Origin of the sequence: Streptomyces sp. NPDC006643 (assembly GCF_042870175.1) — a bacterium.
Lineage (GTDB): Bacteria > Actinomycetota > Actinomycetes > Streptomycetales > Streptomycetaceae > Streptomyces.
This window is the reverse complement of record NZ_JBIAHA010000023.1, coordinates 41,343-64,650: the sequence shown is the minus strand read 5'-3', so window position 1 is coordinate 64,650 and position 23,308 is coordinate 41,343. Positions and strand designations below refer to the sequence as shown.

Annotated in this window: 16 protein-coding genes and 1 pseudogene; 11 read left to right on the top strand and 6 right to left on the bottom strand. The window is 68.1% G+C overall.

Going from position 1 to position 23,308, the window contains the following annotated elements; all coding sequences use genetic code 11:
- The first annotated feature begins 50 nt into the window (after positions 1-50).
- The gene (locus tag ACFYNU_RS28625; protein ID WP_356596575.1) at positions 51-722 is read left to right on the top strand and encodes a short chain dehydrogenase; all 672 of its coding nucleotides are present in this window, start codon (positions 51-53) and stop codon (positions 720-722) included.
- A gap of 22 nt (positions 723-744) precedes the next feature.
- Here the strand turns inward: ACFYNU_RS28625 and ACFYNU_RS28620 are convergent, their stop codons facing one another.
- From ACFYNU_RS28620 to ACFYNU_RS28610, 3 genes are all read right to left on the bottom strand, one after another.
- Positions 745-903, bottom strand: a complete 159-nt coding sequence (locus ACFYNU_RS28620; RefSeq protein WP_356596573.1) for a hypothetical protein — start codon at positions 901-903, stop codon at positions 745-747.
- On the bottom strand, positions 900-1,556 hold the full coding sequence (locus tag ACFYNU_RS28615; protein WP_356596571.1) for a hypothetical protein: 657 nt from the start codon (positions 1,554-1,556) through the stop codon (positions 900-902). The genes ACFYNU_RS28620 and ACFYNU_RS28615 overlap by 4 nt, the downstream gene beginning before the upstream one ends.
- A gap of 64 nt (positions 1,557-1,620) precedes the next feature.
- Complete coding sequence (locus ACFYNU_RS28610; protein WP_356596569.1) at positions 1,621-2,076, bottom strand: nuclear transport factor 2 family protein; 456 nt, start codon at positions 2,074-2,076, stop codon at positions 1,621-1,623.
- A gap of 354 nt (positions 2,077-2,430) precedes the next feature.
- On the opposite strand from ACFYNU_RS28610, the gene acnA reads away from it, so the two are divergent.
- The gene (gene acnA / locus ACFYNU_RS28605) at positions 2,431-5,145 is read left to right on the top strand and encodes an aconitate hydratase AcnA (RefSeq protein WP_356596607.1); all 2,715 of its coding nucleotides are present in this window, start codon (positions 2,431-2,433) and stop codon (positions 5,143-5,145) included.
- Positions 5,146-5,286: 141 nt separating this feature from the next.
- Here the strand turns inward: acnA and ACFYNU_RS28600 are convergent.
- Both ACFYNU_RS28600 and ACFYNU_RS28595 read right to left on the bottom strand, forming a co-directional pair.
- Positions 5,287-5,901: pseudogene (locus ACFYNU_RS28600) on the bottom strand (N-acetylmuramoyl-L-alanine amidase); the annotation flags it as partial.
- Positions 5,902-5,926: 25 nt separating this feature from the next.
- Complete coding sequence (locus ACFYNU_RS28595; protein WP_356596567.1) at positions 5,927-6,577, bottom strand: peptidoglycan DD-metalloendopeptidase family protein; 651 nt, start codon at positions 6,575-6,577, stop codon at positions 5,927-5,929.
- A gap of 344 nt (positions 6,578-6,921) precedes the next feature.
- Between ACFYNU_RS28595 and ACFYNU_RS28590 the strand changes: the two genes are divergently transcribed.
- Complete coding sequence (locus ACFYNU_RS28590) at positions 6,922-7,953, top strand: AraC family transcriptional regulator (RefSeq protein ID WP_356596565.1); 1,032 nt, start codon at positions 6,922-6,924, stop codon at positions 7,951-7,953.
- 161 nt (positions 7,954-8,114) lie between these two features.
- Here the strand turns inward: ACFYNU_RS28590 and ACFYNU_RS28585 are convergent, their stop codons facing one another.
- Positions 8,115-11,957 (bottom strand): GH92 family glycosyl hydrolase, encoded by a 3,843-nt coding sequence (locus ACFYNU_RS28585; protein ID WP_356596563.1) that lies wholly within the window; start codon positions 11,955-11,957, stop codon positions 8,115-8,117.
- 677 nt (positions 11,958-12,634) lie between these two features.
- Between ACFYNU_RS28585 and ngcE the strand changes: the two genes are divergently transcribed.
- From ngcE to dxs, 8 genes are all read left to right on the top strand, one after another.
- The gene (ngcE, locus tag ACFYNU_RS28580; protein ID WP_356596561.1) at positions 12,635-14,083 is read left to right on the top strand and encodes an N-acetylglucosamine/diacetylchitobiose ABC transporter substrate-binding protein; all 1,449 of its coding nucleotides are present in this window, start codon (positions 12,635-12,637) and stop codon (positions 14,081-14,083) included.
- A gap of 48 nt (positions 14,084-14,131) precedes the next feature.
- Positions 14,132-15,061 carry a sugar ABC transporter permease gene (locus ACFYNU_RS28575; protein WP_356596559.1) on the top strand — a complete coding sequence of 310 codons (930 nt, stop codon included), beginning with the start codon at positions 14,132-14,134 and terminating at the stop codon, positions 15,059-15,061.
- Positions 15,061-15,984 (top strand): carbohydrate ABC transporter permease, encoded by a 924-nt coding sequence (locus ACFYNU_RS28570; protein ID WP_356596557.1) that lies wholly within the window; start codon positions 15,061-15,063, stop codon positions 15,982-15,984. Before ACFYNU_RS28575 ends, ACFYNU_RS28570 begins: the two co-directional genes overlap by 1 nt.
- A 356-nt stretch (positions 15,985-16,340) precedes the next feature.
- Positions 16,341-17,540, top strand: a complete 1,200-nt coding sequence (locus ACFYNU_RS28565; RefSeq protein ID WP_356596555.1) for an ROK family transcriptional regulator — start codon at positions 16,341-16,343, stop codon at positions 17,538-17,540.
- 121 nt (positions 17,541-17,661) lie between these two features.
- Entirely contained in the window at positions 17,662-18,774 is a 1,113-nt protein-coding gene (locus tag ACFYNU_RS28560; RefSeq protein ID WP_356596553.1) for a substrate-binding domain-containing protein, read from the top strand.
- Positions 18,775-18,965: 191 nt separating this feature from the next.
- A complete protein-coding gene (locus ACFYNU_RS28555; protein ID WP_356596551.1) occupies positions 18,966-19,754 on the top strand; it encodes an ATP-binding cassette domain-containing protein in 789 nt (262 codons plus the stop codon).
- Complete coding sequence (locus ACFYNU_RS28550) at positions 19,751-21,043, top strand: sugar ABC transporter permease (RefSeq protein ID WP_356596549.1); 1,293 nt, start codon at positions 19,751-19,753, stop codon at positions 21,041-21,043. Before ACFYNU_RS28555 ends, ACFYNU_RS28550 begins: the two co-directional genes overlap by 4 nt.
- Before the next feature lie 245 nt (positions 21,044-21,288).
- On the top strand, positions 21,289-23,220 hold the full coding sequence (gene dxs, locus ACFYNU_RS28545; RefSeq protein WP_356596605.1) for a 1-deoxy-D-xylulose-5-phosphate synthase: 1,932 nt from the start codon (positions 21,289-21,291) through the stop codon (positions 23,218-23,220).
- The last annotated feature ends 88 nt before the right edge of the window (positions 23,221-23,308 follow it).

Below are 23,308 nucleotides of genomic sequence, written 5' to 3'. Positions count from 1 at the left end.
GGCTCGGCGGACGGCTGGCTACGGCCACCGGCCCGTCGCAGCATGGCGCCATGACGATTCTGGTGATCGGTGCCACGGGCACCATCGGCGGCGCGGTCGCCGACGCGCTGTCCGCGCGCGACGGGCGCGACGGACCGAACGGACCGAACGGACCGAACGGACCGAACGGACCGAACGGACACAGCGACTCGTACGAAGTCCTGCGCGCGTCACGCCGAAGCGGCCCCCTGCGCGTCGACCTGACCGACACGCCCTCCATCGACGCCCTCCTCGAAGCGACCGGTCCGGTGGACGCGATCGTGTGCTGCGCGGCGAGCGGCGCGATGACCCCGCTGACCGCGCCGTCCGACGACACGTTCTGGACCGGCCTCGACGGAAAGCTGATCGGCCAGGTCAACCTCGTACGGCGGGCACTCACCCACGTACGCGACGGCGGCTCGCTCACCCTCACCAGCGGCCACTTCGCCGAGCCCGTGCCGGGCAGCTCGCTCGGCCATCTGATCAACGCCGGACTTGAGGCCTTCGTCCACGCGGCGGCGGTTGAAATGCCGCGCGGCGTACGGCTGAACGCGGTCAGCCCGGGTTGGGTACGCGAGACACTGGCCGCCCTGGGCATGGACCCCGCACCCGGCATCCCCGTGGCCGACCTCGCGCGCGTCTACGTGGCCGCGATCGAAGGCACGGCGAACGGCAGCACCCTCGCCCCGGCGCCGTCACGGTGAGCCGAGGACGCGGTCGACGCCCTCACGCCGGCGGGGCCGCGTACAGCGCCGACGTCTCGTCCTCCGGCGCACGCATCAGCGACGTGGCGAGACCTCGGTACGCCGTCGCGTGCGCCACCGCGGCGCGCGCCCTGAGCAGCAGCGCCCCGCGCCCCGTGCCCTCCCGTTCACCCCTCCTCACCCGGCCCCCGACCCCCGCCCCCGGTGCTCGTACGCCAGCGCCGCCACCTGTTCGGCCAGGGCGGCCAGTCGAGGGTCCTGGCGGGCGCTCGCACGTGCCAGACGGGCGATGTCGCGCGGCTGCGCCCCCGCGACCGCGTCGGGTTCGCCGATCCGGTCGAAGCCGCGCCGCAGGAGCGCGCGGGCGTCGTCGGGGCGTTGTCTCGCCACGGCCTTGACCGCGCCCAGCGCGTTGGCCAGGGCGCTCGCGGGCCGGGACCATTCGCCCTCGCGGGCCCGCGCGGCCGGGTTCGCCGCGTCGTACTCCACGTCGTCGGCGACCGATTCGGCCCGCACCGACAGGTCGAGCCGCCAGAACAGCGGTACGCGCTCGAACCGTACGAACAGCACCCGGCGCCGGTCGGAGTGGAGCAGATCCGGGTCCTGGCGTACCTCCGCCACGGTCAGCACCCTGTCCAGCACGCTCTCGGCCGACGCCACGCACCCGGCGAACGCGCCGTCGGGGACGACCCATTCGACGTCGATGTCGCTGTAGGCGTCGGCCTCGCCCGTCGCGAGCGAGCCCAGCAGCCTCGTCCACGACCCCGGCACGCTCCGCCCGAGCGCGCCCCGCACCTCGGCCGGCAGATGTGCCCGGTCGTCCTCAACTCCCATGCGGCACACGGTAGATCCCGGCGGGACGCCAGTGCCCACGGCCGGGGGAGCGTCTGCTCGGCCGTCAGAGGGTCCGGCCCGGCATCGGCTCCGCGAGCGCGGCCCGCGAGGGCGCCGCGCCGAAGGGATCGGCGAAGTACTGCGTCTCGTGCACCACCAACCGGTCGGCGAACGACTGGTCGGCGAATTCCATGATGCTCACCGAGTACGAGGGGACCCCGTCGTAGGTGATGACGCACTCGCTCACCCAGAGCCGCGCCTGGCCGGTGATCCGCCGCACGGTGAAGTGCCGGTCGGCCGGATGCCCGCCACGCTGCGCGGAGATCGCCGCGCGCCCCCGGAACCGCTCACCGGACTGCGGGTAGTCCAGGATCGCGTCCGCGGCGTAGAGGGCGTGCTCGGCTTCGATGTCCCCGCGCTCCGAAGCCCGCCAGTGCTCCTCGATCGCGGTCCTGGTCCGGGAGTCGTCATCCATGACACCGCCCTCCATGACACCGCCCTCCATGACATCGCCCTCCATGGCATCGCCGTTCCGTGGCGGCGGCAGCCTAACCACCCCGGACGGGCCCGGCCCGGAGGCCGGACGGGAAGGGCCGGTCATGTCGTCCCTCAAGGGGCGGCCACATCGTCCCTTCGGCGGGATCGGACCGGCGAACAACCGCGCCCGGGCATGACCTCGCAGCGGTCATGTACTAGAGTTATCTCGACATCGAGATATCTGCCGAAGGCGTACCGCAGCCGCCAGGCAGTAAGGCGAGCCTAACTAAGCCTTACCTTAGCGGATCGGCGAGCAGCCCGTTGGCGGCACCGCGCGGCGTCAGCCGCACATGCGTCGCGGCGCGGTAGTACGCGCACATTCATGAAGGAGACTGTCGTGTCGGCGAACAGCTTCGACGCCCGCAGCACGCTGCGCGTGGGCGACGAGTCGTACGAGATCTTCAGGCTGGACAAGGTCGAGGGCTCAGCGCGCCTCCCTTACAGCCTGAAGGTGCTGCTGGAGAACCTGCTCCGTACCGAGGACGGCGCGAACATCACCGCCGACCACATCCGTTCGATCGGCGGGTGGGACTCCCAGGCTCAGCCGAGCCAGGAGATCCAGTTCACCCCCGCCCGCGTGATCATGCAGGACTTCACCGGCGTGCCCTGCGTCGTGGACCTCGCCACCATGCGGGAGGCCGTCAAGGAGCTGGGCGGTGACCCGGCGAAGATCAACCCGCTGGCGCCGGCCGAGCTGGTCATCGACCACTCCGTCATCGCCGACAAGTTCGGTACGCCGGAGTCCTTCGCGCAGAACGTGGAGCTGGAGTACGGCCGCAACAAGGAGCGTTACCAGTTCCTGCGCTGGGGCCAGACCGCGTTCGACGAGTTCAAGGTCGTCCCGCCCGGCACCGGCATCGTCCACCAGGTCAACATCGAGCACCTGGCCCGCACCGTCATGGTCCGCGGCGGCCAGGCGTACCCCGACACCCTCGTCGGCACCGACTCGCACACCACCATGGTCAACGGCCTCGGCGTGCTCGGCTGGGGCGTCGGCGGCATCGAGGCCGAGGCGGCGATGCTCGGCCAGCCCGTCTCGATGCTCATCCCGCGCGTCGTCGGCTTCAAGCTGACCGGCGAGCTGACCCCGGGCACCACCGCCACCGACCTGGTCCTCACGATCACCGAGATGCTGCGCAAGCACGGCGTGGTCGGCAAGTTCGTCGAGTTCTACGGCGAGGGCGTCGGCGCCACGTCGCTCGCCAACCGCGCCACCATCGGCAACATGTCGCCGGAGTTCGGCTCCACCGCCGCGATCTTCCCGATCGACGACGAGACGCTGAAGTACCTGCGCCTGACCGGCCGTGACGAGCAGCAGGTCGCGCTCGTCGAGGCGTACGCCAAGGAGCAGGGCCTCTGGCTCGACCCGGCCGCCGAGCCCGACTTCTCCGAGAAGCTGGAGCTGGACCTCGCCACGGTCGTCCCCTCCATCGCCGGCCCGAAGCGCCCGCAGGACCGCATCGTCCTCGCCAACGCCAAGCAGCAGTTCGCGCTCGACGTGCGCAACTACGTGACGGACGACGAGGAGGCGGGCAAGGAGTCCTTCCCGGCCTCCGACTCGCCGGCCTCCGCCAACGGTGTACCGACCCGCCCGACCCTGGTCACCACCCCGGACGGTTCGACGTACGAGATCGACCACGGCGCCGTCACCGTCGCCGCGATCACCTCGTGCACCAACACCTCGAACCCGTACGTGATGGTCGCCGCCGCGCTCGTCGCCAAGAAGGCCGTCGAGAAGGGCCTCACCCGTAAGCCCTGGGTCAAGACGACCCTGGCGCCGGGCTCGAAGGTCGTCACGGACTACTTCGACAAGGCCAACCTCACGCCGTACCTCGACAAGCTCGGCTTCAACCTGGTCGGTTACGGCTGCACGACCTGCATCGGCAACTCCGGTCCGCTGGACGAGGAGATCTCCAGGGCGATCAACGAGAACGACCTGGCCGTCGCCGCGGTGCTCTCCGGCAACCGCAACTTCGAGGGCCGGATCAACCCCGACGTCAAGATGAACTACCTGGCGTCCCCGCCGCTGGTTGTGGCCTACGCGATCGCCGGCTCCATGAAGGTGGACATCACGCGCGACGCGATCGGCGTCGACCAGGAGGGCAAGGCCGTCCACCTCGAAGACATCTGGCCGACCGAGGCCGAGGTCAACGAGGTCGTCGCCTCCGCCATCGGCGAGGACATGTTCAACAAGTCCTACCAGGACGTCTTCGCGGGCGACGCCCAGTGGCAGGCGCTGTCGATCCCCACGGGCAACACCTTCGAGTGGGACCCGCAGTCGACCTACGTACGCAAGCCCCCGTACTTCGAGGGCATGACGATGGAGACGACCCCGGTCGCCGACATCACCGGCGCGCGCGTCCTCGCCATGCTGGGCGACTCGGTCACCACCGACCACATCTCCCCGGCCGGCGCGATCAAGGCCGACACCCCGGCGGGCAAGTATCTGACGGAGCACGGCGTCGAGCGCCGTGACTTCAACTCCTACGGCTCGCGCCGCGGCAACCACGAGGTCATGATCCGCGGCACGTTCGCCAACATCCGCCTGCGCAACCAGATCGCGCCGGGCACGGAGGGCGGCTACACCCGCGACTTCACGGTGGCGGACGCCCCGGTCTCCTTCATCTACGACGCCTCGCAGAACTACCAGGCCGCCGGCACCCCGCTGGTCGTCCTCGCGGGCAAGGAGTACGGCTCGGGCTCGTCCCGCGACTGGGCCGCGAAGGGCACGGCGCTGCTGGGCGTCAAGGCGGTCATCGCCGAGTCGTACGAGCGCATCCACCGCTCGAACCTGATCGGCATGGGCGTGCTGCCGCTCCAGTACCCGGAGGGCGGTTCGGCCCTGTCGTACGGCCTGACGGGCGAGGAGACGTTCACCTTCACGGGCGTCACCGCGCTGAACGACGGCACGACACCGGCGACGGTCAAGGTCACGACGGACACGGGCGTGGAGTTCGACGCGGTGGTCCGCATCGACACCCCGGGCGAGGCGGACTACTACCGCAACGGCGGCATCATGCAGTACGTGCTGCGCAGCCTGATCCGCAAGTAGCCTTCCGGCACAGGGAAGTTGACAAGGGGCCGCACCCCACGCGCCTTCACGCGTGGGGTGCGGCCCCTCGTCGGTGGCCGCGGGCGCTCCCGCCCGCGACCCCGAGGGTCAGGACAGAATTCCCGCAGGTCACCTCCTGGGCGGTTGGGTCTTCAGCCGCTGGGCGATGCGTTCGCGCATGCCCGGCATGCCGAAGCCCTTGGGGTCGATCTTGTCGTCCGACCATTCGAGATGGCCGATGACGCTCTTCGCGCTCCACCGGTGGACACGGCAGACCGCGGCGCCGACGCGTTCGACGGCGGCGAGCTGAGCGGTCGGCCAGGGGTCGGTGCCGTTTCCGAGGTTGACGCACTCGAAGCCGTAGAAGTGGACATTGCCGTCGACTCCGTCGGCGTTGCCGACGGTGGGCCGGGGCGGCCGGTCGTCGTAGTCCTCGGCGATGACGTGCTTGAGGACCAGCGGGTCACCGCCACCGGCGTGGTTGGCGCGGCCGTGTCCGACGAGATGGACGGTGCCGTCCTTGGCGATGACTCCGTGACACAGCGGTCCGGGCAGTGCGCTGTAACCGTCACGGCAGAGCGCGACGGACGGCTGCGTGCCGGTGGTGACGGTGTGGTGGATCATCACACCGTGGACGGGGCCCCACGGCCCCTTGTGGTTGCGGTTGTGGGTCCGCCAGTCGCCGACCTCGACGACCTTCACGCCCTCGGCGCGCAGGGCAGTGAGGAGGGAAGCTGCGGACAGCGGTGCGGCCATGAGTTCCTCCGGTCTGCGTCTGTCGTCACCAGGACGGCTTGCGATCGTTGCCGTAGGCGCCGCCGCGAGGACGGTCCTCGAAGTGCAGGTGAGGTCCGGTGGTGTTGCCGGTCGCGCCGACTTCGCCCAGCTTCTGGCCGGCCTTGACCTTGGCACCCTTCTGGACACCGCGCTTGGAGAGGTGGCAGTAGCAGTAGTCGCGGTTGTTGTCGGCCCGCAGGACGATCATGTTTCCGTACGAGCCGCCGTTGGCGGTCGACTCGGCGATGGTGCCCGCGCGCACCGCGACCACGTCCGTCCCGGTGGGCGCCGGATAGTCGTCACCGGTGTGGTAACCGGCCGCGTAGCTGGAACTGCGCCGCCCGTAGGGGTTGCCCTTGTTGATGCCGTAACCGGGCACGGGGGACGAGACACGTCCCGAACCGCCGCTCCCGTGCCCGCCGTCGGTCAGCTTGAGCCGAGCGAACGTCTCCGGCCCGGGGGCCCCGTCCGCGTCGCTTCCACTCCAACCCTGCGCCCGCTGGAACGCGGAGCAGGCGGCCTTGGTCTCGTTCCCGTACAGGCCGGTGGGACCGGAAGGGATTTTGTGACCCTTGGCTATCAGGGCCTGCTGGAAGGTCTTGACACACGGATCGGTCGAACCGTGCTTCACATGACTGAACTCTATGGCCGGCATGTCATATCCCCCCGAGGAAGGAGGCCGGAGGCTTCGGGCAAGAAAGGGCCGCATAGCTCATTTGTGTTTCTCCTTATGTGGTGGGCGAATTCCGCCGACACCGAGAAGCTATGCGGCGCGGGTCCGCGCGTCCTTGACGCTCGATCGCCACTGTCTTGACGATGCGTGCACGTCCTGCCGGACCCACGACGGCAGCGGCGCGCGGTGCCCCGGCCGGCGACCGCCCTCGTAAGGAATCGGCCTCGCCGGTGCTCATCAAGCCGTATCGCCCCCCGGGCGAAACCGAGTCCGCGAAGCCGTCCGTCTCGAGCGGGACAGAGTCGCGTCGAGTGTGGAGGACTTCGATGATCGAAACGGTGTTCCGGACTGCAGATGTCGCTCCGGAGGACAGATTCGACATGTGGCAGGAACAGATGGCGAAAGCCATGGCTCCGATGGACATGTCCGCCGAACAATCCGAAGCGTTCGCAGCGGAGATGAGCCTGCGCAGCCTGGGCGAGGTGAGCGTGTGGCCCACCAGCTTCGAGCCCATGAGCTTCGTACGGACTTCCAAGTTGATCCGGCAGTCCGATCCCGATACCTATCATCTGACGCTTCCGCTGAACGGCGGAATCGGAATCAGCCAGAGAGATCAGAGCGGTGTCTACGGTCCGTGGGAAATGTATGTGATCAGTTCCTCGGATCCCTTCGACTGTGCCAACGGAGAGATCACCGCGGTGGGGCTCGATGTCCCGAGACGGCTCGTGCCGCTTCCCGACAACAAAGTGCGCAAACTGGTGACCCGCCGGTTATCCGGCCGGGAAGGTCCGGGCGCGCTGCTCGCCGGGACGCTGCTCCGGCTGAGCAGGCAGGACATCGGCTCCTTCCGCCCGTCGGACGGGCCCCGGCTGGAGCCGGTCGTGGCCGACCTGCTCGCCGCGACGCTCGCCCACCACTTGGACGCCGACGACGAACTTCCCCTGGAGACCCGCACCCGCACCCTCGCGATACGGCTCCAGGAATTCATCCGCCACCACCTTCACGACCCGGACCTCAACCCCCGCACCCTCGCCGCCGCCCACCACATCTCCGTCAGCCATGTCCACAGCGTCTTCCGCACCCTGGGCCACCCCACCACCCTCGCCGCCTGGATCCGCGAACAGCGCCTCGAACGGGCCCGCCGGCTGCTGACCGACCCCGCCCAGCGCGCCACCCCCATCCACCACATCGCCGCCCGCTGCGGCTTCACCGACCCCGCGGTCTTCTCCCGTACCTTCCGTGCCACCTTCGGCCTCCCTCCCCGCGACTACCGCCACCACACCCTGAGCGGCGAGAGCACACCGGCCACCACCCGGCAGAAGCCCCCCGGACATCCGGACTCGACCCCGGGTAGGTAACCATCCGAATCCAGCATCAGGAGGCCGTGGCCGACTGCTCGCGGGGAGCGGGACCTCCCCGGCGGAGGCTGAACAGCGGGACGGGCCCCGGCGTCCAACGCCGAGGCCCGTCCCCTGAGCGGAGCGCCCGATGAGCGGAGCGTCCCCTGAGCAGCCGTCCGCTACCGCAGCAGCTCCACCTCCGACAGCTCCGCCTCACCCTTCGTCACCAGGCGGTACTTCGCGTACGACCCCGGTGTCGCCACCGTGAACGCCCGTGTCTGCTGGTCCCACTTGAAGGACTGGCCCGACCGCTTGTCCAGGGTCTGCCAGGTCTTGCCGTCCGCCGAGCCCTGCAACTCCCAGGCGTGCGGCGCGACATCGGCCTTCGACGACGTCAGCGTGTACTGGACCGCCTTCGTCGCCGACGGCACCGGCAGCTCCACCGGACCGCCCGCCGCGCCCGACGTCTTCGACGTGTTGTCGAAGAGCGCGCCCGAGCCGGACAGCGCGTCCGTGCGGGGCGACGGCACCTTGTCGTCCTTCGCGATCGACACCGGCGCCGCGTCCTTGCCCGAGCCCCACGTCGAGGGCTTGGCGCCCATGTCGAACTCCAGCGTGCCGCCCTCGGCGAGGACATCGTGCGGCAGCGCGGTGGAGTTCCACGCCTTGCCGTTGACCTTCAGACCCTGCACGTAGACGTTCTTGTCGCTGTTCTTCGGGGCCGAGACGACGAGCTTCTTCCCGTTCTCCAGGTGCACCGTCGTCTTCGTGAAGAGCGGCGAGCCCACCGCGTACTCCCCGCTGCCCATCACCAGCGGGTAGAAGCCCATCGCGGAGAAGAGGTACCAGGCCGACTGCTCGCCGTTGTCCTCGTCGCCGTGGTAGCCCTGCCCGATCTCGCTGCCGGTGTAGAGGCGGCCCAGCACCTCGCGGACCTTCTCCTGCGTCTTCCAGGGCTGGGAGGCCGCGTTGTACATGTACGTGGCGTGGTGCGCGACCTGGTTCGAGTGGCCGTACATGCCCATCCGGACGTCCCGCGCCTCCGTCATCTCGTGGATGACGCCGCCGTAGGACCCCGTGAACTCCGGCGCCGCGGTCTCCGGCGTCGCGAAGTACTCGTCGAGCTTCGTCCCGAGCCCCGCGCGCCCGCCGTACAGATTGGCGAGGCCGCGGGAGTCCTGCGCCGCGGTGAAGGAGTAGCCCCACGCGTTGGTCTCGGTGTAGTCGTAACCCCACACCCGCGGGTCGAACTCGTCGCTCGGGACCCGCCAGTCGCCCTTCAGGTCGCGGCCCTGGAAGAAGTCCGCCTCCTTGTCGAAGAGCGTGACATAGCTCTGGGCGCGGTTGAGGAAGTACGCGGACTCGTCCTTGTACCGCTTCTCGCCCGTCTCCCGGTAGAGCTTCTCGCCCATCTTCGCTATGCCGTAGTCGTTGAGGTAGCCCTCCAGCGACCAGGACAGGCCCTCATGGGTCTCGGTGGAGGCGTAGCCGAGGAACGGCGACGTCTCCATCCCCTTGCGGCCCACGCCGGCGCTCGGCGGCACGACGCTCGCGTTCTTCAGCGCCGCGTCGTACGCCGCCTTCGCGTCGAAGTCGACACCCTTCACATACGCGTCCGCGAAGGCCACGTCCGAACTGGTGCCGGTCATCAGGTCCGCGTAGCCGGGGGAGGACCAGCGGGAGATCCAGCCGCCGTCCTTGTACTGCTGGACGAAGCCGTCCACCATCTCCCCGGCCTTCTTCGGGGTCAGGAAGGAGTACGCGGGCCACGTCGTCCGGTAGGTGTCCCAGAAGCCGTTGTTGACGTACACCTCGCCCGTGACGATCTTCGCGCCCGTGTGCGTCGGGGAGTCCGTGCCCATCTTCGGTACGAAGGGGCTCGCGTACTGCTGCCTCGGCTTCTTCTTCGTCCCCGTGTTCTCGAAGCCGGAGTTGGGATACAGGTAGAGCCGGTAGAGGCTGGAGTACAGCGTCGTGAGCTGGTCCTTGTTCGCGCCCTCGACCTCCACCTTCCCCAGGATGTCGTCCCAGGCGCGCTGCGCGTCCTTCTTCACCCGGTCGAAGCCGAGGTCGGCGGGCAGTTCGTCCGCCAGGTTCTTCTTCGCCTGGTCGACGCTGATCAGCGAGGTCGCGATCCGCAGGTTGACGGTGCGGTCCTGGCCCGCGTCGAGGCGCAGGAATCCGGTGACGTCCTTGCCGCCGCCGCCCGGCAGCTTGCCGCTGTCCTTGACCGCCGCGTCGAGGACGCCGTACACGAACAGCCGTGTGGCGCCCGCCGATCCACCGCTGCGCACGTCGGAGTAGCCGGTGAAGGACCGGTTCGCGGCGTCGATGGTCAGACCGCCGTTGTTGTTGACGTTGTCGAGCACGAGGCTCGCGTCGTCACCGGGATAGGTGAACCGCATCGCCGCCGCGTGGTCGGTGGGGGTGATCTCCGCCTTGAGGCCGTTCTCGAACGTCACGCCGTAGTAGTGCGGCTTGGCGATCTCGTTCTCGTGGCGGTACGGCAGCGCGCGCGCCTTGCGCGACGCGTCCGGGGTGCCCGCGGCCGTCGACGGCATCAGCTGGAAGGTCTGCCGGTCGCCCATCCAGGGGCTCGGCTCATGGCTCGCCGACAGCGCCTCCAGCGCGGGCAGATTGGCGTCGTTGTTGCGGCGCGAGTACTCGTACAGCCAGCTCGTCGACCCCGCGTCGGTCACCGGGGTCCAGAAGTTGAAGCCGTGCGGCACGGCCGTGGCCGGGAAGGTGTTGCCGCGCGAGAAGGAACCGCTGGAGTTGGTGCCGCGTGTGGTCGACGCGTAGTCCGAGAGATGCGCGAGACGCTTCTCGGGCGCCTTCACCGCGAGCGCGATGTCGTCCACCCAGCCCTGGAACTTCGCCGGGCCCTTGGGGGAGTCGTACGCCACGAGTATCCGGTCCACCGTCTTGCCGGCGGCGACGGAGCCGATCCGGGACGCGACCGCGTTCCACTGGTTGACGTACAACCGCTTGGCCTCGCCCTGGCCCTGAGGGGTCATCAGGCCGCCGTGCGAGTCGAGGGCCTTGAGATCGCTCAGATAGCTGCCGTCGGTGAAGGCGAGGTCCACCGAGACGTTGGTGGCCGGGTAGTTGAGGTCCGTCTCCGTCATCGACGGATAGACCTTGTACGACAGCTCCGTGTCGGGGCGCACGGCCGTGTTGACGTCGAAGACCTTGTTGTACGAGTAGCCCCGGCCGTCCGCCTGGTGCGAACCGGCGTACTCCAGCGCGCGCTTGCCGGTGAAACCGGCGTTGGACTTGGCCGTGGGCGAGCCGCCGGGACCGCTGTCGATCTGGCTGCGCATGTCGGCGGGCGGCGGCGTGCTGGTGTCACCGTCGGAGAACTGGACGTCGGCGAGCTGGGTGGCGTCGCCCGCGCCGTTGTTCTTGGTGATGTCCAGCCGATAGTGCGCGTACTCGGTCGAATTGTCGAAGTCGTACGACTTTGTCTGGAATCGTTCGCCGAAGGTCTGGTCCACTCGGGTGTCGAGGGTCTTCCAGTCCTTGCCGTCGGTCGATCCCTTGAGCGTCCACTCCTTCGGATCGCGCTCGGCATGGTCGTTCGCCGACGTCAGCGCGTAGGTCGACACCTTGACCGGCGCGTCCAGGTCGAACTCGATCCAGGCGGTCGGCTCGAAGGCCAGCCACTTGGTGCTCGACTGGATGTCGACCAGGTTCTCCTTGCCTTCGCCGCCGTTCGCGTTCTCGTCGCTGGCGCGCAGTTCCACGACGCGGTCGGTGACATTGCCCGGGATGCCGGCGTTGAACTCGCCGTTCACGCCCGAGGATCGCTTCTCTCCATCGGGTCCGGTATCAACCGTATTGCGCCAATTCGGCTGCGTATCGTCCTCTTCGAAGGAGGACGCGAACGTGCCCTTGGGGGCCGCCGCCTTGGCGGGCTGTGCCACGGCCGACGAGTGTGCGGTGACGACGAGCAGTGAAGCGGCGGCCACCAGGGCGGCGTTGCGGCACTGTGTGAGCCGGGGTCTGGGTGTGCGCTGCATCCCGAGCCTTCCTTCTGCGGAAGCATGATGGACAACGTTGTCAAAAGTCATGCGCCGGTTAAGTAGTGGTACAAGAGAGGCAAGGTGTCAAGGGTGTTGCCGGTGTGAGATGACAAGAACCGGCCATTGTCCGTGAGTGTTCCGTGGAATGGGCGCACAACTGCCCATGGCGAGAGCGCGCGAGGGGCCCGGATATCGCGCCGTGCGCGATCCGGAAAAAGCGGCGAGATCCGTACGGATGCCGCGCGGGCCTTCTGAAACCCGCTCCAGGTCTCAACTAGGGAAAGACTCCCGCCCAAACCTGCTTTCGATCTTGCTCACTCCACCTGAAGTGGACTATACCTGTCGGCGTCCGCCTCGCCAGGTTTCGAACGGTGAAGGACCAGGAGACGGGGGACGGTTGGGTGCCGCGACGCCGTGACGCACCCCGCCGCCAACCATTCAGGCCGTCCCTGCTGTAATCACGCATCACACGTCACGCGACAGGCATCACAGCGCACACATCACGCAGTTCGTACGACGCTCAACAACACGCTCGACACGAAGCACGGCAATCAGCACCACAATCCTGAACGACCAGCTTCATTTGACCGCGGTGGCGGGGCCCTTCTGCCTCAGGCGAGAAGGACGGGCGACCGGTACACCGCCTGAGTCCTGGAGAAGGCGAGGACTTGAGCATGGGATCCACCTCCGCTCACAGCAATGAGGGCCTTGGCCGTCGTGATCTGATCAAGCGTTCGGCCGCGATCGGCCTGATCACCGTCCCGACCATGAGTTTCCTGGCGTCCTGCGCGAGCAGCGACAGCGGCACCGAGGACAAGGTCGAGAAGGGCAAGACCTCGGCGAAGAACCCCCTCGGAGCCAACGAGACGGCGCAGCTCGATGTCGTCATCTTCAACGGCGGCTTCGGCGAGCAGTACGCCATCGACGCGGAGAAGCGGTACAACGCGGCCTTCCCGAAGGCCCCCAAGGTCAAGCACGCCGCGACCGAGAAGATCCAGTCCACGCTCCAGCCGAGGTTCAACGGCGGCACCCCGCCGGACCTGATCGACAACTCCGGCGCCGAGCAGATGGACATGGGCGTGCTGGTGGGCAAGAAGCAGCTCACCGACCTCACGGCGCTGATGGACGCCCCGTCGTACGACGACCCGGCGAAGAAGGTGCGCGACACCCTGCGCCCCGGCATCGTCGAGATGGGCCAGTTCGACGGCGACCCCGTCTGGATCATGTACTACGCCTACACGGTGTACGGCGTCTGGTACTCGCAGAAGGCGCTGGAGAACCTCGACGCGACGTACCCCGAGACGTGGGACGACATGCTGGCGCTCTGCGCCAAGGCGAAGAAGAAGGGCATCGCGGGCTGGACGTACGCGGGCAAGCACCCGTACTACATCCCGTTCTCGCTCTACCCGCTGATCGCCAAGATCGGTGGCGTCGAGGTCCTCGACAAGATCGACAACCTGGAGCCGAACGCCTGGAAGGACCCGGCGGTCAAGACGGCCTTCGAGGCGTACTACGAGCTGTTCAAGAAGGGCTACATCCTTCAGGGCACCCCCGGACTGGACCACATCCAGTCGCAGACCGCCTGGACGAAGGGCAAGGCGCTCTTCATCCCGAACGGTTCGTGGGTGGAGAACGAGGCGGCCAAGACGATGCCGGCCGACTTCAACCTCGCCGTCGGCGCGCCGTCCAGCATGGACGCCTCCGACAAGATGCCGTTCGGTACCCTCTGGGCGTCCGGCGGTGAGCCCTTCATCGTGCCGCAGAAGGCCAAGAACCCGCAGGGTGGCATGGAGTTGCTGCGCATCATGCTCAGCGAGGAGTCGTCGAAGAACTTCACCTCCCAGGTGAAGTCGCTGACCGCCCTCAACGGCGGCACCGACGGCGTCGAGCTGACACCTGGCCTGAAGTCGGCCGTCGCCGCCCTGGACAAGGCGGGGACGAACGTCGTCAACCCGCGTATGCAGGACTGGTACGTCAAGCTCCAGAAGGAGCAGATCGGTGTCGCCGGCCTCGGCGAGATGATGGCCGGGCGCGCCACCCCCGCCGAGACCATCAAGAAGATCCAGGGTTACGCGGATGCCGCCGCGAAGGACCAGTCCATCAAGCACTACAAGCACCAGTGAGCAGGCGTCACCAGCGGCGGCATCCGCGCACAGATCGGGGTCGGATCCATGCAGCACGGTAAATACCGGTTCATCGTGGGGTTTTTGATCGCCCCCTTGGCGTTGTACGCGATCTTCGTCATATGGCCGTTCATCCAGTCCATCTACTACTCGTTCACGGACTGGACGGGGCTGAGTTCCGATTTCAAGATGGTGGGCTTCGACAACTACAAGAAGATGTTCGAGGACGACATCTTCTGGAAGTCCTTGCAGCACAGCGTGTTGTTCGTGCTGCTGCTGCCGCTGGTGACGCTCGCCCTCGCGCTGTTCCTCGCCTTCATGATCAATGTCGGCGGACGGCAACGGAAAGGCGCCGCGATCACGGGCGTCCGTGGTTCGGGTTTCTACAAGATCGCGTATTTCTTTCCGCAGGTGCTTTCCATCGCGATCGTCGCCCTGCTTTTCCAGTTCGCCTACAACCCGGAGAGCGGTGCCATCAACGCGGCGCTCTCCGCGGTGGGTCTGGACAGCATCCAGCCGCTCTGGCTGGGTGACCCGGATCTCGCGCTCTGGTGCGTGATGGCGGTCCTGATCTGGAGCACGGTCGGCTTCTTCGTCGTCCTGTTCTCCGCCGGAATGGCCTCCATTCCGAAGGACTACTACGAGGCGGCGCTGCTGGACGGCGCGGACCGGTTCACCACGTTCTTCAAGATCACGCTTCCGCTGCTCTGGGACACGGTGCAGGCCGGCTGGATCTACATGGGCATCCTGGCGCTCGGCGCCGAGGCGTTCGCGGTCGTCCAGATCATGACCGTGGGGCCGGGCGGTGGCGGACCCGACTACTCGACGACGGTCCTGCCGCTGTACGTCTACCAAACGGCCTTCAGGGACGCCCAGGCCGGTTATGCCACAACGATCGGTGTCGCTCTGCTCGTGGTGACGCTGTCCTTCGCGGCAGTCGTGACGAAGCTGGGCCGGCGCGAGCGGCTGGAGTTCTGATGAAGACCACTGACACACCTCCGGCCGCACTGCCCGAGGAGCCGCGGGACCGGGCGCCGGTGACCAAGGTGAACGCCCCGCCGGTGAAGGACAAGCGCGAGGGCACCGTCCTCAATGTCTTCTCGCACGGCGTGCTCGTCATCTGGGCGCTGCTGGTCGTCCTGCCGCTGCTGTGGGCGGTGATGTCCTCCTTCAAGGACGACAACTCCATCTTCAGCTCCCCCTGGGCGCTGCCGGACAAGCTCCACTTCGAGAACTGGTCGCGGGCCTGGAGCCAGGCCCACATGAGCGACTACTTCTTCAACACCATCGTGGTGGTGGGGGGTTCGCTGATCGGCACGCTGGTGCTCGGCTCGATGGCCGCGTACGTGCTGGCGCGCTTCGATTTCCCCGGGAACCGCTTCATCTATTTCCTCTTCATCGGAGGGATGAGCTTCCCGATCATCCTGGCGCTGGTCCCGCTGTTCTTCGTCATGAACAACATGGGGCTGCTGAACACCACGCACGGTCTGATCCTGGTGTACATCGCCTACTCGCTGCCGTTCACGGTGTTCTTCCTGTCGTCCTTCTTCAGGACGCTGCCGAGTTCGGTGGCGGAGGCGGCGATCATCGACGGCGCCTCGCACACCAGGACCTTCTTCCAGATCATGCTGCCGATGGCCAAGCCGGGTCTGATCAGCGTGGGTATCTTCAACTTCCTCGGCCAGTGGAACCAGTACATGCTGCCGACGGTGCTCAACACCGACCCGGACAAGAAGGTGCTCTCGCAGGGCCTGGTGCAACTCGCGGTCAGCCAGGGTTACAAGGGTGACTACTCCGGGCTGTTCGCCGGACTGGTGATGGCGATGCTGCCGGTGCTGGCCGCCTACATAATCTTCCAGCGCCAGGTCGTCGCCGGCCTGACGGCGGGCGCGCTCAAGTAGCCGGGTCCGCCCACCGTTCCGTATCTCCTCCGAACCGCCCTCCGGCCTCTCGCCGGGGGGCGGTTCGCGGTGTTCCGGGTCGTTCCGGAGGGGGTTCGTTCGGTAACCATCCCGAGCCGAGGGGGCGTTTTTCGCCACCGGCAGTGGCCTGAAATCGACAAAACGGCGATGTTCGCAGGTCAGATGCGTAAGTACGGTGCTCATCCGAGGTCGGCACTGCTCAAGGTCTTGACGGGAAGCGACCCGAAAGGCTGAGCTTAGAGTTCACAAGTTGGAGAAACGTCGGGGTTTCATAGGCGCGACCCCGGCCGGGGGCGGTGGTCGTGCCGCCTGCCAAGGGCAGGAGTGGATCAGTTGTGGAGACTCCAGGGTCGCAGTCGTCTCTGCACCGGGCGAATCTGGAGCGGGTCGTGCGCGCGGTGCGCATGGCGGGCTCGCTCACCCAGGCGGAGATCGCCCGGAGCACCGGACTGTCGGCGGCCACGGTCTCCAACATCGTCCGCGAGCTGAGGGAGGGCGGCACCGTTGAGGTGACACCCACCTCGGCGGGGGGCCGCCGGGCCCGCAGCGTCTCGCTCAGCGGCGACGCCGGCATCGTCATCGGCGTGGACTTCGGCCATACGCATCTGCGGGTGGCGGTCGGCAACCTGGCCCACCAGGTGCTCGCCGAGGAGTCCGAACCGCTCGACGTGGACGCCTCGTCGGCGTACGGCTTCGGCCGGGCCGAGGAGCTGGTGGAGAGGCTGATCGAGGCCACCGGGATCGGCCGCCAGAAGGTCATCGGCGTGGGGCTCGGGGTGCCGGGTCCCATCGACGTCGTCTCGGGCACGCTCGGCTCCACCTCGATCCTGCCTGGGTGGACGGGGATCAACCCCCGCGAGGAGATGGCGGGCCGGCTCGGCGTGCCGGTGTACGTCGACAACGACGCCAACCTGGGCGCCCTCGGCGAGCTGGTCTGGGGGAGCGGCCGGGGCGTGAAGGACCTCGCCTACATCAAGGTCGCCAGCGGTGTCGGCGCCGGTCTGGTCATAGACGGCCAGATCTACCGGGGACCGGGCGGTACGGCGGGTGAGATCGGGCACATCACGCTCGACGAGTCGGGCCCCGTCTGCCGCTGCGGCAACCGGGGCTGCATGGAGACCTTCACGGCGGCCCGCTACGTGCTGCCGCTGCTCAGGTCCAGCCACGGCCGCGATCTGACCATGGAGCGCGTCGTGCAGCTGGCCAGGGAGGGCGACCCGGGCTGCCGCCGGGTGATCGCCGACGTCGGGCGCCACATCGGCAGCGGCGTCGCCAATCTCTGCAATCTGCTGAACCCCAGCCGGGTGGTGCTCGGCGGCGATCTGGCCGAGGCCGGTGAGCTGGTGCTCGCGCCGATCAGGGAGTCCGTCTCCCGGTACGCGATCCCCAGTGCCGCCAGGCAGCTCTCGGTGCTTCCCGGAGCCCTCGGCGGGCGCGCCGAGGTGCTCGGCGCACTCGCTCTCGTACTGAGCGAAATGGGCGATTCGACCCTGCTGGAGAGCACTCTGCCCGTCGGCTCGGCTGTCTTCACTTAGATAACGAATGGCACCGTTGTCATCTCGTTAAGGATTTACTCCTTGACGCTGAGTCCGCAGCGGAGTTGACTTCCAGCCACCTCGGCCGCAACGTCGCGGCCTCGTCAGGGAGGTTTCTGAAGTGAACGCACATCTCCGACGTGCTGCCGTGGCCGCCGCTGCCACCGCGATGGCCGTCTCGCTCGCCGCCTGTGGAAGCGCCAAGGAGTCCGGTGACTCGGCGAAGGAGTCGTCCAAGAAGTCGGACGGCTCGCTGACCATCGGCCTGCTCCTGCCCGAGAACCAGACCGCGCGCTACGAGAAGTTCGACAAGCCGCTGATAGAGAAGCGCGTCAGTGAGCTGACCGACGGCAAGGGCAAGGTCGTCTACGCCAACGCCAAGCAGGACGCGTCGACGCAGAACCAGCAGGCCGACACGATGGTCACCAACAAGGTCGACGCGCTGATCGTGGACGCCGTCGACTCCAAGGCCATCACGGGCTCCATCAAGAAGGCCAAGGACGCGGGCATCCCGGTCATCGCCTTCGACCGCCTCGCCGAGGGCGACATCGACGGCTACGTCTCCTTCGACAACGAAGAGGTCGGCCGCGTCCAGGGCCAGGCGCTCCTGGACGAGCTGGGCCCGAAGGCGAAGGACGGTGACATCGTGATGATGAACGGCGCGATCACCGACCCGAACGCCGCCCTCTTCAAGTCGGGTGCCAAGTCCGTCCTCGACGGCAAGGTGACCATCGGCAAGGAGTACGACACCAAGGAGTGGAAGCCGGAGAACGCGAACGCCAACATGGAGGGCGCGATCTCGGCCCTGGGCAAGGACAAGATCGTCGGCGTCTACTCCGCCAACGACGGCATGGCGGGCGGCATCATCACCGCCCTCAAGGCCGCCGGCATCAGCCCGCTCCCGCCGGTCACCGGCCAGGACGCCGAACTCGCCGGTGTGCAGCGCATCGTCGCCGGTGAGCAGTTCATGAGCGTCTACAAGCCGTACCCGACCGAGGCCGCGATCGCCGCCGAGATGGCCGTCGCCGTCGCGAAGGGCGAGTCCCTGGACTCCATCGCCAAGACGAAGCTCGACAGTGCCACCACCAAGGGCATCCCGTCGGTCCTCGTCCCGGTCGTCTCGCTGACCAAGGACAACATCAACGACACGGTCATCAAGGACGGCATCTACACCGCCGACGAGATCTGCACCGCCAAGTTCAAGGCCAAGTGCGACACCCTCGGCATCAAGTAGCACGACCCGCGGAAACCCGCCCTGAAGCCTGTCCGGCGCCCCGCCCCTCAACTGTCCCGCTACCGGGCGGGGCGCCGGACGGATCACTTCACGGCTTTCGCCGTGTCACCCGCAGTTCTCTCTTCTGCTCGACCCCCGCGCCCGCCCACCCCCGAGGGCGCGGTATCCCCGCCGGCCAGGCGGCGAAGGAGATGGTTTACGTGACCGCTACGCCCGTGCTGGCGTTGCGAGGGGTCTCCAAGCGGTTCGGTGCCGTGCAGGCGCTCACCGACGTAGAGCTTGAGGTCCATGCCGGACAGGTCGTCGCCCTCGTGGGCGACAACGGCGCCGGCAAATCGACGCTCGTCAAGACGATCGCCGGAGTCCACCCCATCGATGACGGCGTCATCGAGTGGGAGGGCCGGTCGGTCGCGATCAACAAGCCGCACGACGCCCAGGCGCTCGGTGTGGCCACCGTTTACCAGGACCTCGCGCTGTGCGACAACCTCGATGTCGTGGGCAATCTCTACCTCGGCCGGGAGCTGCGCTCCTGGGGCGTGCTCAACGAGGTCGAGATGGAGCGCCGCGCCCGCGAGCTGCTCACCACGCTGTCGATCCGCATCCCCAGCGTGCGTATCCCGATCGCCTCGCTCTCCGGCGGCCAGCGCCAGACCGTGGCCATCGCCCGGTCCATGCTCGGCGAGCCCAAGCTGGTGATCCTCGACGAGCCCACCGCGGCCCTCGGCGTCGAGCAGACCGCCCAGGTCCTCGACCTGGTCGAGCGGCTGCGTGAACGCGGTTACGCCGTCATCCTCGTCAGCCACAACATGGAGGACGTCCGCGCGGTCGCCGACAAGGTCGCCGTGCTCAGGCTGGGCCGCAACAACGGCTTCTTCGACGTCGCCGCCACCTCGCAGGAAGACATCATTTCCGCGATCACCGGTGCCACGGACAACGCCGTGACCCGACGCGCGGCGCGCAACGCGGAGGTTACGAAGTGAGTCTCGACAAGACCTCCGCACCGGTCGGCACCGCCGACGACGCGCCCGCCCCCGCGGCCGGCGCGGCGACCGTCGCCGTGGACCCCCGGCTGCTCGTCCGCGAGCAGGGCTTCGCCGGATACATCGGCGAGTTCAAGCGCAAGATGCGCGGCGGTGACCTCGGTTCCATCCCCGTCGTCATCGGCCTGATCATCATCTGGGCGATCTTCGCCAGCCTGAACTCGAACTTCCTCACCGCCGGCAACCTCTCCGACATCTCGGTCGCCATGGTCGGCACCGGCATGATCGCGGTCGGCATCGTCTTCGTCCTGCTGCTGGGCGAGATCGACCTGTCGGTCGGCTCCGTCAGCGGTGTGGCGGGCGCCGCCTTCGCGGTCCTCGCCGTCACGCACGGCATGCCGGAGTGGCTGGCGCTGATCCTGGCCATCCTCACCGGCAGCGCCGCGGGCGCCATCCACGGCTTCTTCTTCGCCCGGGTGGGCGTGCCCGCGTTCGCCGTGACCCTGGCCGGTCTGCTGTTCTGGAACGGCTTCATGCTCCAGATCCTCGGCGACAACGGCACCATCAACCTGGACCCCGAGGGCCTGGTCGGCAAGCTGACCGGGTACTTCTTCACCGACGTCGCCGCCGCCTACGCCCTCGCGGTGATCGTGGTCGCCGGCTACTTCCTCTCCTCGTTCTTCGACAACCGCCGCAGGGCCGCCGCCGGCGTCCCCTCCCGGCCGCTGAGCGAGATCATCGTCCGTACGGCGCTGCTGGCCGTCCTGGCCTTCGCTGTGGCGATCATGTTCAACCAGTACAAGGGCCTGCCGCTGGCCGTACTGATCTTCGTGATCGTGCTGGTGGCGACGGACTTCGTGCTGCGCCGAACGTCCTTCGGCCGCAAGGTCTTCGCACTCGGCGGCAGCGTCGAGGCGTCGCGCCGAGCCGGTATCAGCGTCGTCGGCGTCCGTATCGCCGTCTTCTCCATCGCGGGCACCTTCGCCGCGATCGGCGGTCTGTTCATCGCCTCGAAGATCGCCTCCGCCAACCAGGGCGCCGGCGCCGGTGAACTGCTGATGAACGCCATCGCGGCGGCCGTCATCGGTGGCACCAGCCTCTTCGGCGGCCGGGGCCGCACCTGGAACGCGCTGCTCGGTGTGCTGGTCATCACGTCGATCCAGTACGGCCTCGCCCTCCAGGGCATCGCCTCACCGATCCAGTACATGATCACCGGTGGTGTGCTTCTCGCCACGGTCGTCATCGACGCCGTCACCCGGAAGACCCAGAAGACCGCCGGCCGCGCCTGACCGCCGTCGTCGCATGTCGTGCCCGGTACCGGAAGCCCCGGTGCCGGGCACGGCCGCGTCCCGGCGCGCCCGTCGGGGGCGTACGTCTGACATCCGCACACATGCCCGTACGGTGAATTACGCGCCGCCCGATGACGCCCGCCGCACGGGGAACATTAGACTCGGCCGTCCGGCATGCGAGATCAGTTCAACGCTTAGGAGGCACGGTGACACAGCCGCGCGCAGCGCGACCGCCCGAGTCGGCGATGGGCGACGGATGGGACCTGCTGACCCGGATCAAGGGCCCGCGTGATCTGGACCGCCTCGGCCCCGAGCAGTTGGACCAGCTCGCCCGTGAGATCCGGTCCTATCTCGTCGACGCCGTCTCCAAGACCGGCGGACACCTCGGTCCCAACCTCGGAGTCGTCGAACTGACGATCGCCCTGCACCGGGTCTTCGACTCGCCCAAGGACAAGGTCCTCTTCGACACCGGCCATCAGTCCTATGTGCACAAGCTGCTCACGGGACGCCAGGACTTCACCCGGCTCAAGAGCAAGGGCGGCCTCTCCGGCTACCCGTCCAGGGCCGAGTCCGAGCACGACATCATCGAGAACTCGCACGCCTCGACCGTCCTCGGCTGGGCCGACGGCCTCGCCAAGGCCAACCAGGTGCTCGGCCGCGACGACCACGTCGTCGCCGTCATCGGCGACGGCGCGCTCACCGGCGGCATGGCCTGGGAGGCGCTGAACAACATCGCCGCCGCCAAGGACCGCCCCCTCGTCATCGTCGTCAACGACAACGAACGCTCCTACGCGCCCACCATCGGCGGCCTCGCGAACCATCTCGCGACGCTGCGCACCACCGACGGCTACGAGCGCTTCCTGGCCCGCGGCAAGGACATCCTGGAGCGCACCCCGGTCGTCGGCCGCCCGCTCTACGAGACCCTGCACGGCGCGAAGAAGGGCCTCAAGGACTTCATCGCCCCCCAGGGCATGTTCGAGGACCTGGGCCTGAAGTACGTCGGCCCGATCGACGGACACGACCTGGAGGCCATGGAGTCGGCCCTCCAGCGCGCCAAGCGGTTCGGCGGCCCCGTCATCATCCACTGCCTCACCGAGAAGGGCCGCGGCTACCAGCCCGCGCTGCAGGACGAGGCCGACCGCTTCCACGCCGTCGGCAAGATCCACCCCGACACCGGTCTGCCGATCGCCAGTTCGGGCGTCGACTGGACCTCGGTGTTCGGCGAGGAGATGGTCAAACTCGGCAACGAACGCGCCGACATCGTCGCCATCACGGCCGCGATGCTCCAGCCGGTCGGCCTGGAGAAGTTCGCGAAGGCGTTCCCGGACCGGGTGTACGACGTGGGGATCGCCGAGCAGCACGGCGCGGTCTCGGCGGCCGGCCTGGCCACCGGCGGACTGCACCCCGTCTTCGCCGTGTACGCGACCTTCCTCAACCGCGCCTTCGACCAGGTCCTGATGGACGTCGCCCTGCACAACTGCGGAGTGACGTTCGTCCTCGACCGGGCCGGCATCACCGGCACCGACGGCGCGTCCCACAACGGCATGTGGGACATGTCCATCCTCCAGTGCGTGCCGGGCCTGCGGATCGCCGCCCCCCGCGACGCCGACCAGGTACGGGCGCAGCTGCGCGAGGCCGTCGCGGTCGACGACGCCCCGACCGTGGTGCGCTTCTCCAAGGGCGCCGTCGGCCCCGCCGTCGCCGCCGTGGGCAAGGTCGGCGGCATGGACGTGCTGCGCCGGCCCGCCGAGGGCACGGCGGACGTCCTGCTCGTGTCCGTCGGCGCGCTCGCCCCGATGTGCCTGGAGATCGCCGATCTCCTCGACAAGCAGGGCATCTCGACGACCGTGGTCGACCCGCGCTGGGTCAAGCCCGTCGACGAGGCGCTCGCGCCGCTCGCCGACCAGCACCGCGTCGTCGTCACCGTCGAGGACAACAGCCGCGCGGGCGGCGTCGGTTCGGCCGTCGCCCAGTCCCTGCGGGACGCCGGTGTCGACATCCCCCTGCGGGACTTCGGCATCCCGGCCCGCTTCCTCGACCACGCCTCGCGCAAGGAGCTGCTGGCCGAAATCGGGCTGACGGCCCCGGACATCGCACGCCAGGTCACCGGCCTCGTCTCGCGGATCGACGGCCGGATGGCCGGCGTACCGTCGGCCGAAGAGGTCACGCGCGACTGACCTCGTCGTAGAAGAAGACGCACCGGCGGATGGGCCGGTCGGACTCCCTGTACGGGTGGTCCGACCGGCCCATCCGTGTGAAATAACC

Coding starts and splice junctions, on each gene's coding strand:
- dxs (WP_356596605.1), top strand. CDS start 21,289: ATGGGCGACGGATGGGACCTGCTGACCCGGATCAAGGGCCCGCGTGAT.
- ngcE (WP_356596561.1), top strand. CDS start 12,635: ATGGGATCCACCTCCGCTCACAGCAATGAGGGCCTTGGCCGTCGTGAT.
- ACFYNU_RS28555 (WP_356596551.1), top strand. CDS start 18,966: ATGGTTTACGTGACCGCTACGCCCGTGCTGGCGTTGCGAGGGGTCTCC.
- ACFYNU_RS28610 (WP_356596569.1), bottom strand. CDS start 2,076: ATGGAGGGCGATGTCATGGAGGGCGGTGTCATGGAGGGCGGTGTCATG.
- ACFYNU_RS28615 (WP_356596571.1), bottom strand. CDS start 1,556: ATGGGAGTTGAGGACGACCGGGCACATCTGCCGGCCGAGGTGCGGGGC.
- ACFYNU_RS28585 (WP_356596563.1), bottom strand. CDS start 11,957: ATGCAGCGCACACCCAGACCCCGGCTCACACAGTGCCGCAACGCCGCC.
- ACFYNU_RS28570 (WP_356596557.1), top strand. CDS start 15,061: ATGAAGACCACTGACACACCTCCGGCCGCACTGCCCGAGGAGCCGCGG.
- ACFYNU_RS28595 (WP_356596567.1), bottom strand. CDS start 6,577: ATGCCGGCCATAGAGTTCAGTCATGTGAAGCACGGTTCGACCGATCCG.
- ACFYNU_RS28625 (WP_356596575.1), top strand. CDS start 51: ATGACGATTCTGGTGATCGGTGCCACGGGCACCATCGGCGGCGCGGTC.
- ACFYNU_RS28575 (WP_356596559.1), top strand. CDS start 14,132: ATGCAGCACGGTAAATACCGGTTCATCGTGGGGTTTTTGATCGCCCCC.
- ACFYNU_RS28590 (WP_356596565.1), top strand. CDS start 6,922: ATGATCGAAACGGTGTTCCGGACTGCAGATGTCGCTCCGGAGGACAGA.